The 13107-nt window shown below is 67.0% G+C and carries 16 protein-coding genes; all 16 read right to left on the bottom strand.

Going from position 1 to position 13107, the window contains the following annotated elements; genetic code table 11:
* Positions 1–3 precede the first annotated feature (3 nt).
* Positions 4–300, bottom strand: coding sequence for a putative entry exclusion protein TrbK-alt (trbK-alt, locus tag FZF13_RS07630; RefSeq protein WP_047558467.1), 297 nt, complete (start codon positions 298–300; stop codon positions 4–6).
* A gap of 22 nt (positions 301–322) precedes the next feature.
* Positions 323–1084, bottom strand: coding sequence for a P-type conjugative transfer protein TrbJ (trbJ, locus tag FZF13_RS07625; RefSeq protein WP_047558464.1), 762 nt, complete (start codon positions 1082–1084; stop codon positions 323–325).
* Positions 1081–3519 carry a conjugal transfer protein TrbE gene (gene trbE / locus FZF13_RS07620; RefSeq protein ID WP_150978937.1) on the bottom strand — a complete coding sequence of 813 codons (2439 nt, stop codon included), beginning with the start codon at positions 3517–3519 and terminating at the stop codon, positions 1081–1083. The genes trbJ and trbE overlap by 4 nt, the downstream gene beginning before the upstream one ends.
* A gap of 10 nt (positions 3520–3529) precedes the next feature.
* On the bottom strand, positions 3530–3811 hold the full coding sequence (locus FZF13_RS07615) for a VirB3 family type IV secretion system protein (protein ID WP_150978936.1): 282 nt from the start codon (positions 3809–3811) through the stop codon (positions 3530–3532).
* Entirely contained in the window at positions 3811–4143 is a 333-nt protein-coding gene (locus FZF13_RS07610; protein WP_150978935.1) for a TrbC/VirB2 family type IV secretion system protein, read from the bottom strand. Before FZF13_RS07610 ends, FZF13_RS07615 begins: the two co-directional genes overlap by 1 nt.
* The gene (gene trbB / locus FZF13_RS07605) at positions 4140–5123 is read right to left on the bottom strand and encodes a P-type conjugative transfer ATPase TrbB (RefSeq protein WP_150978934.1); all 984 of its coding nucleotides are present in this window, start codon (positions 5121–5123) and stop codon (positions 4140–4142) included. Before trbB ends, FZF13_RS07610 begins: the two co-directional genes overlap by 4 nt.
* Before the next feature lie 169 nt (positions 5124–5292).
* Positions 5293–5727 carry a ribbon-helix-helix protein, CopG family gene (locus FZF13_RS07600; RefSeq protein ID WP_047558828.1) on the bottom strand — a complete coding sequence of 145 codons (435 nt, stop codon included), beginning with the start codon at positions 5725–5727 and terminating at the stop codon, positions 5293–5295.
* 8 nt (positions 5728–5735) lie between these two features.
* The gene (locus FZF13_RS07595; RefSeq protein ID WP_150978963.1) at positions 5736–7724 is read right to left on the bottom strand and encodes a conjugal transfer protein TraG; all 1989 of its coding nucleotides are present in this window, start codon (positions 7722–7724) and stop codon (positions 5736–5738) included.
* A 31-nt stretch (positions 7725–7755) separates the two neighbouring features.
* On the bottom strand, positions 7756–9495 hold the full coding sequence (locus tag FZF13_RS07590; RefSeq protein ID WP_150978933.1) for a relaxase/mobilization nuclease domain-containing protein: 1740 nt from the start codon (positions 9493–9495) through the stop codon (positions 7756–7758).
* Positions 9496–9739: 244 nt separating this feature from the next.
* A complete protein-coding gene (locus FZF13_RS07585) occupies positions 9740–10501 on the bottom strand; it encodes a lytic transglycosylase domain-containing protein (RefSeq protein WP_047558450.1) in 762 nt (253 codons plus the stop codon).
* Positions 10502–10504: 3 nt separating this feature from the next.
* The gene (locus FZF13_RS07580; protein ID WP_047558448.1) at positions 10505–10840 is read right to left on the bottom strand and encodes a DUF736 domain-containing protein; all 336 of its coding nucleotides are present in this window, start codon (positions 10838–10840) and stop codon (positions 10505–10507) included.
* Between the two features lie 45 nt (positions 10841–10885).
* Entirely contained in the window at positions 10886–11431 is a 546-nt protein-coding gene (locus tag FZF13_RS07575; RefSeq protein WP_047558444.1) for a S26 family signal peptidase, read from the bottom strand.
* The gene (locus FZF13_RS07570; protein ID WP_047558441.1) at positions 11428–11934 is read right to left on the bottom strand and encodes a DUF2840 domain-containing protein; all 507 of its coding nucleotides are present in this window, start codon (positions 11932–11934) and stop codon (positions 11428–11430) included. Before FZF13_RS07570 ends, FZF13_RS07575 begins: the two co-directional genes overlap by 4 nt.
* Positions 11931–12185 (bottom strand): hypothetical protein, encoded by a 255-nt coding sequence (locus tag FZF13_RS07565; RefSeq protein ID WP_047558438.1) that lies wholly within the window; start codon positions 12183–12185, stop codon positions 11931–11933. The genes FZF13_RS07570 and FZF13_RS07565 overlap by 4 nt, the downstream gene beginning before the upstream one ends.
* Complete coding sequence (gene parA, locus FZF13_RS07560) at positions 12182–12820, bottom strand: ParA family partition ATPase (protein ID WP_150978932.1); 639 nt, start codon at positions 12818–12820, stop codon at positions 12182–12184. The genes FZF13_RS07565 and parA overlap by 4 nt, the downstream gene beginning before the upstream one ends.
* The gene (locus FZF13_RS07555) at positions 12817–13107 is read right to left on the bottom strand and encodes a helix-turn-helix transcriptional regulator (RefSeq protein ID WP_082004870.1); all 291 of its coding nucleotides are present in this window, start codon (positions 13105–13107) and stop codon (positions 12817–12819) included. Before FZF13_RS07555 ends, parA begins: the two co-directional genes overlap by 4 nt.

Genomic DNA, 13107 nt, shown 5'->3' with positions numbered 1-13107 from the left:
GGATCACCGCCCGTCGTCATGCTGCGGCGACGTCGGCGCTGGCGCCGGCGCAACGCCGAGGAAGCGGTCGCGGGTTGCGGCCCAGGTGCGCAGGCATTCGGCATCGCGCGCGGCGGCCTCGCCGAGCAGTTGGCACCGCCGCTGCGCCTGGCGCAGCGGATCGGCCGGCGTGACTTCAACTGGCCGCAACGCTTGGCCGGCCGGCTCTTCCTCTTTCCGGGACATCTCGATCGCCGTCGCCGTGATGGCGACGGCGACGAAGACGACGGCGCCAAGGCGCGCCAAGAGCTTGCCGTCCATGACACGATCCTCTTGCGGGGCCTTAGTTGCCATTCGGGAACATGCGGGCGTTGCCGGGCTGATAGCCGCTGCCGGGGGTCAGGAAGCGGCGGCGCTGCTCGCGACCCTGCTCGGCTGCCGCCGCGCGTTCCGCTTCGGTCAGTGCCTGAGCCCGGCCGTTCGCAGCGACGACAGCCGTGAGATCGGCGAGCTGCTGGGCCTGGAGCGCGAGGAGCTGATTGCCGGCCTGCGCCGCCTGCAAGGCGCCGGTAGCGCCCTGACTCTGACCAATGAGCGCCGACATCTCGGCGCGGTTGGTGTCGATGTTGCCGACGACACCGGCCTGCACGCGCATGGCGTCCTGCAAGCCGCCGACGGTGTTCTGCCAGCGCTCGCGCGCCTGCGAGACGAGCTGCTGGTCGGAGGCAGACATCGACGCATTGCCGTAGGTGGAAGTAAAGGCCTGGTCGATCTGCTGGACGTCGTAGGCGATGCGCTGCGCCTGGCCGAGAAGCTGCTGCGTCCGCTGCACGGACTGCTGCAACCGCTGAAGCGAGGAGTAAGGCAGGCTTGCGAGATTGCGCGCCTGGTTGATCAGCATCGTCGCTTCGTTTTGAAGCGAGGTGATCTGATTGTTGATCTGCTCCAGGGCGCGGGCGGCGGAGAGAACATTCTGCACGTAGTTCGTTGGGTCGTAGACGACCCATTGCGCGGATGCCGGCTGGACCATCACGGGCGACATCGCCACGGGAATGGAAAGGATCGACGCGGCAAGAAGCGCCGCGCGTGAGCGACGGAAGATCATGGCTGAGTCTCCAGGTTGTTGAGGTCGGGAATGAGGTCGGACGCCCAGGCGACGCCGCGCAGCCGCAGCCAGGCCGGCAGGAAGCCCTCGCGGCCATGCTCGGCGATGGTGCGCTCGAGGGCGGCCTGGTCGGTCTTCGACGAGGCGGCGCACAGTGCCAACGCAACGTCGGACAGGCCGAGCTCGAACAGCCGGTTGCCGCGGCGGGACTGGCAGTAATAGTCGCGCTTGGGCATCGCGCGGGCGAGGATCTCGATCTGGCGGTCGTTGAGGCCGAAGCGCCGGTAGATCGCGGTGATCTGCGGTTCGATCGCGCGCTCGTTCGGCAATAGGAGCCTGGTCTGGCAGCTCTCGATGATGGCGGGCGCAATCGCCGAACTGTCGATGTCGGAAAGCGACTGGGTGGCGAAGACGACGGAGGCGTTCTTCTTGCGCAGCGTCTTCAGCCATTCGCGGAGCTGACCAGCGAAATCCTCGTCGTCGAGCGCCAGCCAGCCTTCGTCGACGATGAGCAGCGTGGGGCTGCCATCCAGGCGATCCTCGATGCGATGGAACAGGTAGGCGAGCACGGCCGGCGCCGCGCCCGTGCCGATCAGGCCCTCGGTCTCGAACGCCTGCACAGAGGCTTCGCCAAGATGCTCGTTCTCGGCGTCGAGCAGGCGACCATAGGCGCCTCCGACGCAATAGGGTCGTAGCGCCTGTTTGAGGTCGTTCGATTGAAGGAGGACTGCAAGCCCGGTGATGGTGCGTTCGCTAACAGGCGCGCTCGCGAGCGAGGTCAGCGCCGTCCAGATATATTCCTTCACCTCCGGCGCGATCGTCACGCCCTCGCGCTGCAGGATCGCGACGATCCAATCCGCCGCCCACGCGCGTTCCGGCACGTGGTGGATGCCGGCGAGCGGTTGCAGCGACACGCTGTCGGCCGCGCCCTCGGTCAGCCCGCCGCCGAGATCGTGCCAATCGCCGCCCATGGCGAGCGCCGCGGCGCGGATCGAGCCGCCGAAATCGAAGGCGAAGACCTGCGAGCCCGAATAGCGCCGGAACTGAAGCGCCATCAGCGCCAGCAGCACAGACTTGCCGGCGCCGGTCGGCCCAACGACGAGCGTGTGACCGACATCGCCGACATGAAGGGAAAACCGGAACGGGGTCGAGCCTTCGGTCCTGCCATAAAGCAAGGGGGGTTGCCCGAAATGCTCGTCCCGTTCCGGCCCCGCCCACACCGCCGACAGCGGAATCATGTGGGCGAGATTGAGCGTCGAGATCGGCGGTTGCCGGACGTTGGCGTAGACATGGCCTGGCAGCGACCCAAGCCAGGCGTCGACGGCGTTGATCGTCTCCGTCATCGCGGTGAAGTCGCGGCCCTGAACGATCTTCTCCACCAGGCGCAGCTTCTCGGCTGCGATGCGTGGATCGGCGTCCCAGACGGCGACCGTCGCGGTGACATAGGCCTGACCGGCATAGTCCGCGCCGAGTTCCTGCAGAGCGAGGTCGGCATCGGCCGCCTTGTTCGCCGCATCGGTGTCGACGAGCACCGAAGCCTCGTTGGTCATCACCTCTTTCAGGATCGCCATGATGCTCTTGCGCTTGGCGAACCACTGCCGCCGGATCTTGGTGAGCAGCTTGGTGGCGTCGGTCTTGTCGAGAAGGACGGCGCGCGTCGACCAGCGATACGGAAAGGCGAGCCGGTTCAAGTCGTCGAGCAGCCCGGGCGTGGTCGCGGTCGGAAAACCGACAATGGTGAGGATGCGGAGATGCGAGTCGCCCAGGCGCGGCTCCAGTCCGCCGGTGAGCGGCTGATCGGCCAGCAGCGCATCGAGATACATCGGCGTCTCGGGCACGCGCACGCGATGGCGTTTGGTCGAGACGGTCGAATGCAGATAGGTCAGCGTTTCGCCGTCATCGAGCCATGCGCATTCCGGCATGAAGTTCTCGATGAGCTGAAGCACGCGGTCGGTGCGATCGGCGAAGCCGCGCAACGCCTCATGAGGGTCAAGGCCGTTGTCGGCCTTGCCTTCATAGAGCCAGCTCTCGGCGCGGGCGGCGTCCTCGGCCGGCGGCAGGTGGACGAAAGTGAGGAAGTAGCTGGACTCGAAATGCGAGGCGTCTTCCTCGAAATCGGCCTTGCGTTCGGCGTCGACCAAGGCCGACGCGGCCTCGGGAAAGCGGCTCGCCGGATAAGCTCCTGCGCCATGCCGCTGCGCCTCGACGAAGATCGCCCATCCCGAGCCGAGGCGGCGGAAGGCGTTGTTGAGACGGCCGGCGACGGCGACGAGTTCGGCCGGCACTGCGGAGTCGAGGTCGGGACCGCGAAAGCGAGCGGTGCGCTGGAAGCTGCCGTCCTTGTTGAGGACGATGCCCTCGCCCGCGAGCGCGGCCCAGGGCAGGAAATCCGCAAGGCGGGTTGAGGTCCGGCGATATTCGGCGAGGTTCATCATCGGAGTGGCCTCACGCGCTCAGATGGCCGGGGATGCGCAGGTGGCGGCGCACCACGTCGACGAATTGCGGATCGCGTTTTGCCGCCCATACGGCGGCGAAATGGCCGATCGCCCAGAGCCCGAGACCGACCAGCCAGAGGCGCAGGCCCAGGCCGAGGGCCGCTGCCAGCGTGCCGTTGAGGATGGCGATCGAGCGCGGCGCGCCGCCGAGCAGGATGTGTTCGGTGAGCGCCCGATGGACCGGGACGGCGTAGCCCGGCACTTCGCTGGCGCTGTCGATCAAGCTCGCCATCAGACGAGCGCTCCGCCGCCGAACGAGAAGAACGACAGGAAGAAGCTCGACGCGGCGAAGGCGATCGAGAGGCCGAACACGATCTGAATCAACTTTCGGGCGCCGCCCGACGTGTCGCCGAAGGCCAGTGTCAGGCCGGTGATGATGATGATCATCACGGCGATGATCTTGGCGACCGGACCCTCGATGGATTCGAGGATCGATTGCAGCGGCGCTTCCCACGGCATCGATGAGCCGGAAGCATGGGCTGCAGGGGCCAGCATCATGCTGACCACCGCCGCGGACATGGCGGTTGCGATATGACGGCGAGCGCGCAGGGCATGGCGGATCATGCGGGGTCTCCTGAGACGGGCTGGGTTGCGGGGATGACGCGGTAGTCGCCGTCCGGCTGAAGGCCTTCGACGCGGGCGAGTTCGGCGAGGCGGCGGGTCGAGCCGCGGCCGCTGAGCACCGCGACGAGATCGATGGTCTCGGCGATCAGCGCGCGCGGGACCGTGATGACGGCTTCCTGAATGAGCTGCTCGAGGCGGCGCAGCGCGCCGATCGCGGTGCCGGCGTGGATGGTGCCGATGCCGCCCGGGTGGCCCGTCCCCCAGGCCTTGAGCAAATCCAGCGCCTCGGCGCCGCGCACCTCTCCGATCGGAATGCGATCGGGGCGCAAGCGAAGCGAGGAGCGGACGAGATCGGAGAGCGATGCGACGCCATCCTTCGTCCGCATGGCGACCAGGTTGGGCGCGGCGCATTGCAGCTCGCGCGTGTCCTCGATCAGAACGACGCGGTCGAAGGTCTTCGACACTTCGGCGAGCAAGGCGTTGGTGAGTGTCGTCTTGCCGGTTGAGGTGCCGCCGGCGACCAAGATGTTGCGGCGGTCCACGACGGCGCGGCAGAGGATCTCAGCCTGTTCGGCCGACATGATCTCGGCGGCGACGTAGTCAGCGAGCGTGAAGACGGCGACGGCAGGTTTGCGGATCGCGAACGCCGGCGCGGCGACGACGGGCGGCAGAAGCCCTTCGAACCGCTCCCCCGTCTCGGGCAGTTCGGCCGAAACCCGCGGCGAACCGGAATGAACCTCGGCGCCGACGTGATGCGCGACGAGGCGAACAATGCGTTCGCCGTCGGCGGGCGAGAGCCGTTCTCCGGTGTCGGAGAGCCCCTCGGACAGGCGGTCGATCCAGAGCCGCCCGTCGGGATTGAGCATCACCTCGACGATCGACGGGTCTTCCAGGAATCCGGCGATGGCGGGGCCGAGGGCTGTGCGCAACATGCGCGCGCCTCGCAGGGTCGCCTCTGATTGCTGGTGAGAAACCGCCATGTCGTCCCCGTTCTGTGCGGGACCGCGAACACGCGGCCCTGGATCGGGGATCAGTAGAAGAGGCAGAAATCAGGGCATGACAACAAGCAGAACGGGGTCGTAGTGCTCTGGCGTACAAAGACAGGGACAGGGCGGAACTGCCGGACGCTTGCGACACGTTACGCGATGGTTATTCCGCGCCCGCGATGCCCGTGACGTCTTCGGAAATCTCCTCACGCACCTTCGGTCCCTTCGCGAGTCGCCGGCCGAGCGCGGCGACGAAGGCGTCGTACCGCTCGCCCGCCTGTGCGCGTGCGGCCGCCTGGGCTGGCTCCGGCAACGGCGGGTTGGTGGTGAGCCAGTGGCGGACGAACACCGCGAGCATTTCCACGGAAATGCCGAGGTCGCGTTCCATGCGTGTCATGCGCCGGTCGAGCTGGTCCAATCGCTTGGTGGTCGCGGCTTCCTGGCGCTCGGCGGTGTCGGGTGACAGGAAGGATGCGATCGCCGCTTCCGCGACCAGGGATCGCGATTGATCGCGACGCGCGGCATAAGCGGTGAGCGCCTTCATGATGTCCGGATCGAGATAGACCGAGAGGCGCTGCTTCTTCGGAATCTTCATGATCGCCACGCTCAGAGGTCCATCCCATCGTTGGGATCGAGCGAGACCTGCCGCGCGATGCCCTGCATCACCTGGTTCAGCCGGCGTGCGCGCGCGGCGTCGTCATCGGCGTCGTCGGGACCATCGAGGTCGAACTCGTTGTTGATCGGCGCCTTCTTCTCGACGGTCCCGGCCTTGTTCAGCTCGGGCTGGTGGCGGCGTTCCGAGCCGGTCGGATCCTCGTCGTCGCCCTGGCCATCCTTTGCGGCGGCGCCCTCGATCTCCGGCCGCGGCGGCAGCGGCATCTTGCTCCAGTCGTCCGACTTTGCCGCCGCTGTCTTTGCCAGCGCCGGCGGTGGCAGGATGCGTTCCTGAAACCGACGATCCTCGAAGTAGCGCGCCTTCTTCGCGCGGATCGGCGGCGTTCCGGAAACCATGACGATCTCGTCGGCGGGTGGGAGCTGCATCACCTCGCCCGGCGTCAGCAGCGGGCGCGCGGTCTCCGATCGCGACACCATCAGATGGCCGAGCCATGGGCTCAGCCTGTGCCCGGCATAGTTCCGCATTGCCCGCATCTCGGTCGCGGTGCCAAGCGCATCCGACACGCGCTTGGCCGTCCGCTCGTCATTGGTCGCGAAGCTGACGCGGACATGGCAGTTGTCGAGGATCGAGTTGTTCGGGCCATAGGCTTTCTCGATCTGGTTCAGCGATTGTGCGATGAGGAAGCTCTTCAGCCCATAGCCCGCCATGAACGCCAAGGCACTCTCGAAGAAGTCGAGGCGCCCGAGCGCGGGAAACTCGTCGAGCATGAGCAGCAGCCGATGCCGCCTGCCTTTGGCGTTGAGATCCTCCGTCAATCGGCGTCCGATCTGATTGAGGATCAGGCGGATCAACGGCTTGGTGCGCGCGATGTCGGATGGGGGAACAACGAGATACAGGGTCGATGGTCGCGTCCCGCCGACAATGTCGGTGATGCGCCAATCGCAGCGGCGAGTTACTTCGGCCACAACCGGATCGCGATAGAGGCCGAGAAACGACATCGCGGTCGACAAGACGCCCGACCGCTCGTTGTCGGATTTGTTCAGCAGCTCGCGCGCGGCCGAGGCGATGACGGGATGTGGACCCGCTTCGCCGAGATGTGCGGTCTTCATCATGGCCGCGAGCGTCGACTCGATCGGCCGCTTCGGATCGGATAGGAACGCGGCGACGCCGGCGAGCGTCTTGTCGGTCTCGGCGTATAGAACGTGTAGGATGGCGCCGACCAGCAGCGCGTGGGACGTCTTCTCCCAATGATTGCGGCGTTCCAAACTCCCTTCCGGATCGACCAGGATGTCGGCGATGTTTTGAACGTCGCGCACTTCCCATTCGCCACGACGGACTTCGAGCAGCGGGTTGTAGGCGGATGAGTTGGCGTTGGTCGGGTCGAACAGCAGCACCCGGCCGTGTCGGGCGCGGAAGCCGGCGGTGAGCTGCCAGTTCTCGCCTTTGATGTCGTGAACGATAGCGGAGCCAGGCCAGGTCAGCAGCGATGGCACGACGAGGCCGACGCCCTTGCCGGAGCGCGTCGGCGCGAAACAGAGCACATGCTCAGGGCCGTCATGGCGCAGATAGGCGCCTTCGAACCTGCCGAGCACCGCGCCATCGGGCCCAAGCAGGCCGGCAGCCCGCACCTCGTCGGCTCGCGCCCACCGCGCCGAGCCGTAGGTCTCGACATTCTTGGCTTCGCGCCCGCGCCAGACCGACATGCCGATGGCGACCGCGATGGCAATGAAGCCGCCTGACGCAGCGATGTAGGCCCCCCCAACGAAGACCGAAGGCGCATAGGCGTCGTAGAAGTACCACCACCAGAAGAAGGCCGGCGGATAATAGACCGGCCAGCCGAACAGCTCGAACCATGGCCTGCCGAGCTGCGGCTGGAAGCCGAGTTGCCACGCCGTCCACTGCGTCGCGGTCCAGGTCGTCGCGAGGACGATCAGGGAAACGACGAGAATCTGCCCCCACAGAATCTTGGTGGCCGACATGGCGGAGTCCTTTCTTAATAAGGAGCGGTGATCACAGGCCGAGCCCCCGCTTTCGGCCGAAGCTCCAGTCGATGCCGCCATCGCTGCGCGCGAGACCGGAGACATGCCGGCCGAGTTTCTTTTCGAGTGAGGGCGACCAGGGCACGAGCTGGAAGCCGAGGCCGTCATCGATCATCGCGAAGCGGCCGGAGGCGAGCGCGATGCGCCGCTGGTAGGCGCCAGCGACGTATTCCCCCGCCGCGGGCTTGTTGAATGGGCGGCCGCTCTCTGCCGCGATCTTGGCGCCCACGGCGTCCAGCTCGCGCCGGCGGAGCGTCTCGATCAGGTTGCGGCTGAAGCTGACGCCGCGGTTCTGACGTTCGGCCAGACCTCGCCCAATCAGGTGTTCGGCGCGCCGGTCCAGGGCGTCGCGCACCTCCGCGCCGAAGCCCCCGCCACCGAGCGCAACCGGCTCGCGGGCGATCGCCTGTCGATCAAGCCAGGTGGCGCCGGTCGCGGTGATCTGCTGCTCGATGGTGAGGTCTGATCGGACCGCCATCGCGACGCGACGCTGCCCCTTCGCGTCGTCGAACCTGCGCAGCTCGACGATTGAGCCGGGCGCGCTATCGCCGGCGGCGTCGAGATCGGGCAGCTTGATGTGATGGGTGCGGCCGTCCATGCCGTCGACCACGGCATAGGCTGTACCCTTCAGCTCATCGTCGAGACCGCGGGCGACCAGCCGGCCGACCACAGGATCGTCCAGACTTTCCCCGGCGAGCACATAGTTGGACGCGCCGCGTTCGATGCTGTGTTCTGAAAGGCCGCGATGGATGCGCTTGATGATGTCGCCGCGTTCGCCGAGCTCGCGCAGCGTCGTCTCGGCATTTTCGGAAACAGTCCACTGGCCGGGGCCGACCTGGTCGGCAAGCCCGAGCGATTCCAGTTTGCGAAGGCGCCCGACCTTGAGCGCATGAAATTCGTCGGGCTGGCGGTTGGGATGTGGCGCGAGGTCGATGACGCCGGTGCGATAGCCGTCGCGTGCGAGCTGCCGATCGAGGTTGGTCCAGCGCTCGGTGTCGATCTGACGTTCCAGGGTGCGACGGATCTCGTGATCCGTGCGCGGCCCCAATTCCTGCGTGATCAGATCCCGCGCCCGATCACGCATGCCTTCCTTGATATAGTCGCGGGAGATGACGAGGTTTTCGCCATCCTCGCGCACGCCACGCACAATTAAATGGACGTGCGGATGTTCGGTATTCCAGTGATCGACGGCGACCCATTCGAGCTTGGTGCCGAGGTCCTTCTCCATCTGGCCGACCAAATCGCGGGCGAAGGTCTTGAGGTCTGACATCTCCACGGCGTCGTCCGGCGAGACGATGAACCGGAAATGATGCCGGTCATCCTCGCACCGTTCCGCGAACGCCTTCGGATCAGCGTCATCGGCGCCAGGCCCGAACAGCCGGGCCTTCTCTCCGTCCCGGGTGACGCCCTCGCGGCCCAGATAGTTCAGGTGGGTCGCGAGCGGCGCGCTCCGTCCGCCGTGACGGACGACACGCGCCTTGACGACGGCGCCGCGCGAGCGGGACGTGATGAACCGATTGGCCTGCACTGATGCGCGCTGGCCCCGGCCGAACCGGGAGCGGTGGTTCGGGCCGATCGTCCCCTTGCGGGAGACCGAGCCGCCGGCGCGCTGGGCGGCGGCCAAGGCTTGGGCGATGAACGGCCTCGCGCGCTGCGCGCTGGTCGATCGGATGCGGCCTGGCCGGACGCGGAAATCGTTGTCGTCGCTCATGGCGGCAAGACCGCACATCGCGCGATAGCGCTGATTTGCTTATGAAATCGCCGGAGCCGCAGGCTGCGCCGAACAGGCGCACCTCGCGAATTCGCAGCGTAAGCCATTGAAAAAGCACAACCGAACCGAGGCGCACATCGCGCCCCTTTATCCTGCCATCGTGCGGTTGTGTTGTCCTGCTTCCCCCTCCACGCACTCCATGATGCGCTGGAGCCCGCCAGACCGCGATCCGAACGAAGCGCCGTCATCGCGGGCCTCCGCCATCCGAGCGCGCCACGAACAGGCCCGAGGATTGCGGGACGATCGCGGAAGTCTCGCGCGCCCGAGTTGCTGCCAGAGCGTCGTCCGGAGTGCTTTCCGCCTGCGCTGGATCGACGCTGGTCACGTTGTTGGCGCGCGTGATGAACAGCGGCGCGCGAGTCCAGGCGCGAGGATCAGCCGCGGCGACGGTGGTTGCACCCGGCAGGTCACCGCCGCCGAAGGAAGGGATCAATGCGGCCACATAGGCGCGGGTCTCGGCCGGCAACGGGCGGCCCGCGAGATATTCTTCGTAGCGCCCTGGCCCCGCATTGTAGGCTGCAAGAAACCCCGGCGAACCGTAGCGATCATGCATCTCGCGCAAGTAAGCTGCGCCAGCCAATATATTGTCGCGCGGATCGTATGGGTTTCGCCCGAGACCATGGCGGACGCGCAGCTCCGCCCAGGTAGCAGGCATGATCTGCATCAAGCCCATCGCCCCGGCAGAGGAGATCGCGCGCACATCGCCGGCGCTTTCCGCGCGCATGACGGCGCGAATCCACGCGGCCGGGATGCGGAAGCGCCGTGCGGCCTCTTCAATGTAGGCGGCGAACGGATGGGCCGTCGCCGTCCGCGTGCCCGGTGGGTTCTGCGCGCTCGCTGTGGCGTTAAACGGCACGGCGAGCAGCAGGCCGGAAAGGAGAAGGAGGCATGTCAGTCGGACGGCGCTTGGCCGCCCGACGACAGCTTGATGGCGCGGGCCGGACATCGTTCAGTCCCGCTCGCCGCGCTTGGGCGGGCGGTTCCAGTGCAGATTCCAGGCGGATTTGTCTTCGGCCGATTGGAACAGATTGGCGCGGATTGGCTGGGCCAAGGTGGGATCGTCGATCTGCAGGGAGACGTAGTCGCCGGCTTTCTCACCGGTGCGTTTCCATCCGGCGCCGATCTCGGGGCCGTCATCGCTGCCGTGGTGAACACGGTAGTCCGGCGCGTTCTCAGCGTCGGTGTGCTCGGCGGGGACGAGCACGATTTCGGCGTCGAGCGAGAGCGTGCGGATGTGGCCGGCGTAGCCGTTCTTCGTGCGGGTGAATTCGCCGATCTGCGGCATGGGAAGACTCCTTTGCTGTGCGGTGAGGTCGGATAGGCGCGTCGTTCACCGCGTCGCGGCGCGCCATTGGAAGCGGCCGCCGCCGTCTTCATCGGTCCACACAGGCGTTGCGCGGCCGATGATCGAGCGGGTGGAAATCGGACCGAAGTAGCGCCCGTCGAGGCTGTCCTCGACGGACCAGTTCATGAGGAAGATCTCGCCGTCGGCGATGCGCCGGCAGCCCTGCCAGACGGGCAGATGGCGGCCGAGACGGTCGCGCGTCAGCGCTTCACCCATCGCGACGCCATCGACGGTGACGTGTGCGCCGGTGCGGCAGACCTGCTGGCCGGGAAGGGCGGCGACGCGTTTCATGAGGGGGACGCCGCGCGGCACGTAGCCACGCTCGGCGAGGAACGATGCGAGCGGCTCAGGGGCGTCCACGGCGACGAGGTCAGTCACTTGAAGGCGTGGCGACCGGTCGAGCGAATAGAGTCCGATCGGCGTGCTGGCGGACGCGTTCCAGATCAGCCGGGGCGTGATGTGGATGAAGGACAGGCCACCGATCAGCATCACGGTGAAGTACGTCGTGATGACGTAGCCGAAGCGGGTCATGGCTCGACCCTTCGGCGCAAGAGGATGGCCCGGTGCTGCTGCGCGGTGTAGTTGCGCGGTTCCTGGCCGGCGACGAGCCGGTTATGAACGTGGCGCCAATGGTGCGGCGAGACCTCGGCGGGATTGATGCCGCTGGACTCGATCGCGTCGACGATCTGCAGGACGCGCTCGACGTGTCGCCAGCTCTCGGCCTTCAGCAGAATGTCGCCGCCGGGGCGCACGAAGGGCAACGTCTGATAGGGTTCGCCCGGCGAAACCGCGCGCACGATGTCGATGCGCGAGAGGACCGTTCCGAAGTCGTTGGACGCCCAGCGGACAAGCGCGAAAACGCTGTGGGGCGGGAAGCTGACGACGCGCCGGCGGCGGTCGAGAATCTGTTCGTGGACCTCCTGTCCGAACCGGATCCAATATTCGATCCTTTTCTCGATCCAGGTCAGCTCGACATGGGTCAGGCCGGCGACGTTCGGCGTCGCGGCGCGACGCAAGTCGGCTGCGCCGTTCATGGCGTTGCTCCATCGGTTGGGGGAAACTCGCGGGCGAGTAGCTCGCGCAGCATGTCGGCGACGGTGACCCCACGCTGAAACGCGGCGATCTTGATCTGGCCACGCATGTCGGGCGTGACGTCGATGGTGAGGCGCGCGGTGAAGGTGGCGGTGTCGCCGCCGCGCGGGTGCCGCGGATTGGGGGCTTTCACCCAGCTCTCTGGATCGGCTGGACGTGCAGTGAAGGCGCGTTTGTGGGGCCGCTCCGTCATGGTGCGATCCTCCCGACCTCAGTGCAGAGTGCGGTGATCTCGCGCGCAGCGGGGCTGCGTTCGTTGATCTCGGAGACCAGGCGGCCGGAGCGTGCCGCGTCGGCGAAGGTGACGCGCTGGCCGACGGTGCTGGTGAGTACCGGCGGATCGTGATCGGCGAGCGTCTCGGCCGTCTCGCGCGCGATGACGGTTCGCGCTCCGCAGCGATTCAGCACGAAGCGGGCGGCGAGCTGGGGGCGGTAGATCCGCGCCTCGCCCAGCAGCGAGAGCATCTCCGCGGACGCCCAGCCATCGAAAGGCGATGGCTGCACGGGGATCAGTACCAGGTCGGCGGCAAGCAGCGCGGACCGCATCAGGCTGGCGACGCGCGGTGGCCCGTCGATCACCACATGATCGGCGTCTCGCGCCAGCTCCGGCGCTTCGCTGTGAAGCGTATCCCGCGCCAGGCCGATGACACCGAAGAGTCGCGGCAGGCCTTCGCGTGCCCGCTGCTGGGACCAATCGAGCGCGGAGCCCTGTGGGTCCGCGTCAATGAGTAGGACGCGCCTTCCCTTGCTCGCCCATTCGCCGGCGACATGCAGCGTGAGCGTCGTCTTGCCGACGCCACCCTTCTGATTGAGGAGCGCGACGATCATGACGCGCCGCCGCGTCGCACGGGCATTCCCCCGGCGGGCGTCGCCTGTCGTTTTGCAGGGTGGACAACACCGTGGCCCGGATCTGATGTCGACTGCCGTGTGCCGCGATCCGCCCAAGCCTGAAGATCGTCGAGGGCATAGACAATGCGTCCGCCGAGCTTGCGATAGACCGGTCCCGTGCCGTAGGTGCGGTGCTTCTCCAGCGTGCGACCGGATAGGCCGAGGAAGCGCGCCGCCTCGGATGTGCGGAGATAGCGTGGCGGGGGGTCGAGTCGCGCTGCTGACAT

Source organism: Mesorhizobium terrae, from assembly GCF_008727715.1.
Taxonomy (GTDB): domain Bacteria; phylum Pseudomonadota; class Alphaproteobacteria; order Rhizobiales; family Rhizobiaceae; genus Mesorhizobium; species Mesorhizobium terrae.
Note: the sequence above shows the minus strand (reverse complement) of the source record. Positions and strands in the feature narration are given on the sequence as shown.

Bases quoted from the DNA above. Each gene is read 5' to 3' on its own strand.
- trbK-alt (WP_047558467.1), bottom strand. From the start codon at position 300: ATGGACGGCAAGCTCTTGGCGCGCCTTGGCGCCGTCGTCTTCGTCGCC.
- trbJ (WP_047558464.1), bottom strand. From the start codon at position 1,084: ATGATCTTCCGTCGCTCACGCGCGGCGCTTCTTGCCGCGTCGATCCTT.
- trbE (WP_150978937.1), bottom strand. From the start codon at position 3,519: ATGATGAACCTCGCCGAATATCGCCGGACCTCAACCCGCCTTGCGGAT.
- FZF13_RS07615 (WP_150978936.1), bottom strand. From the start codon at position 3,811: ATGGCGAGCTTGATCGACAGCGCCAGCGAAGTGCCGGGCTACGCCGTC.
- FZF13_RS07610 (WP_150978935.1), bottom strand. From the start codon at position 4,143: ATGATCCGCCATGCCCTGCGCGCTCGCCGTCATATCGCAACCGCCATG.
- trbB (WP_150978934.1), bottom strand. From the start codon at position 5,123: ATGGCGGTTTCTCACCAGCAATCAGAGGCGACCCTGCGAGGCGCGCGC.
- FZF13_RS07595 (WP_150978963.1), bottom strand. From the start codon at position 7,724: ATGTCGGCCACCAAGATTCTGTGGGGGCAGATTCTCGTCGTTTCCCTG.
- FZF13_RS07590 (WP_150978933.1), bottom strand. From the start codon at position 9,495: ATGAGCGACGACAACGATTTCCGCGTCCGGCCAGGCCGCATCCGATCG.
- FZF13_RS07585 (WP_047558450.1), bottom strand. From the start codon at position 10,501: ATGTCCGGCCCGCGCCATCAAGCTGTCGTCGGGCGGCCAAGCGCCGTC.
- FZF13_RS07580 (WP_047558448.1), bottom strand. From the start codon at position 10,840: ATGCCGCAGATCGGCGAATTCACCCGCACGAAGAACGGCTACGCCGGC.
- FZF13_RS07575 (WP_047558444.1), bottom strand. From the start codon at position 11,431: ATGACCCGCTTCGGCTACGTCATCACGACGTACTTCACCGTGATGCTG.
- FZF13_RS07570 (WP_047558441.1), bottom strand. From the start codon at position 11,934: ATGAACGGCGCAGCCGACTTGCGTCGCGCCGCGACGCCGAACGTCGCC.
- FZF13_RS07565 (WP_047558438.1), bottom strand. From the start codon at position 12,185: ATGACGGAGCGGCCCCACAAACGCGCCTTCACTGCACGTCCAGCCGAT.
- parA (WP_150978932.1), bottom strand. From the start codon at position 12,820: ATGATCGTCGCGCTCCTCAATCAGAAGGGTGGCGTCGGCAAGACGACG.
- FZF13_RS07555 (WP_082004870.1), bottom strand. From the start codon at position 13,107: ATGTCAGCAGCGCGACTCGACCCCCCGCCACGCTATCTCCGCACATCC.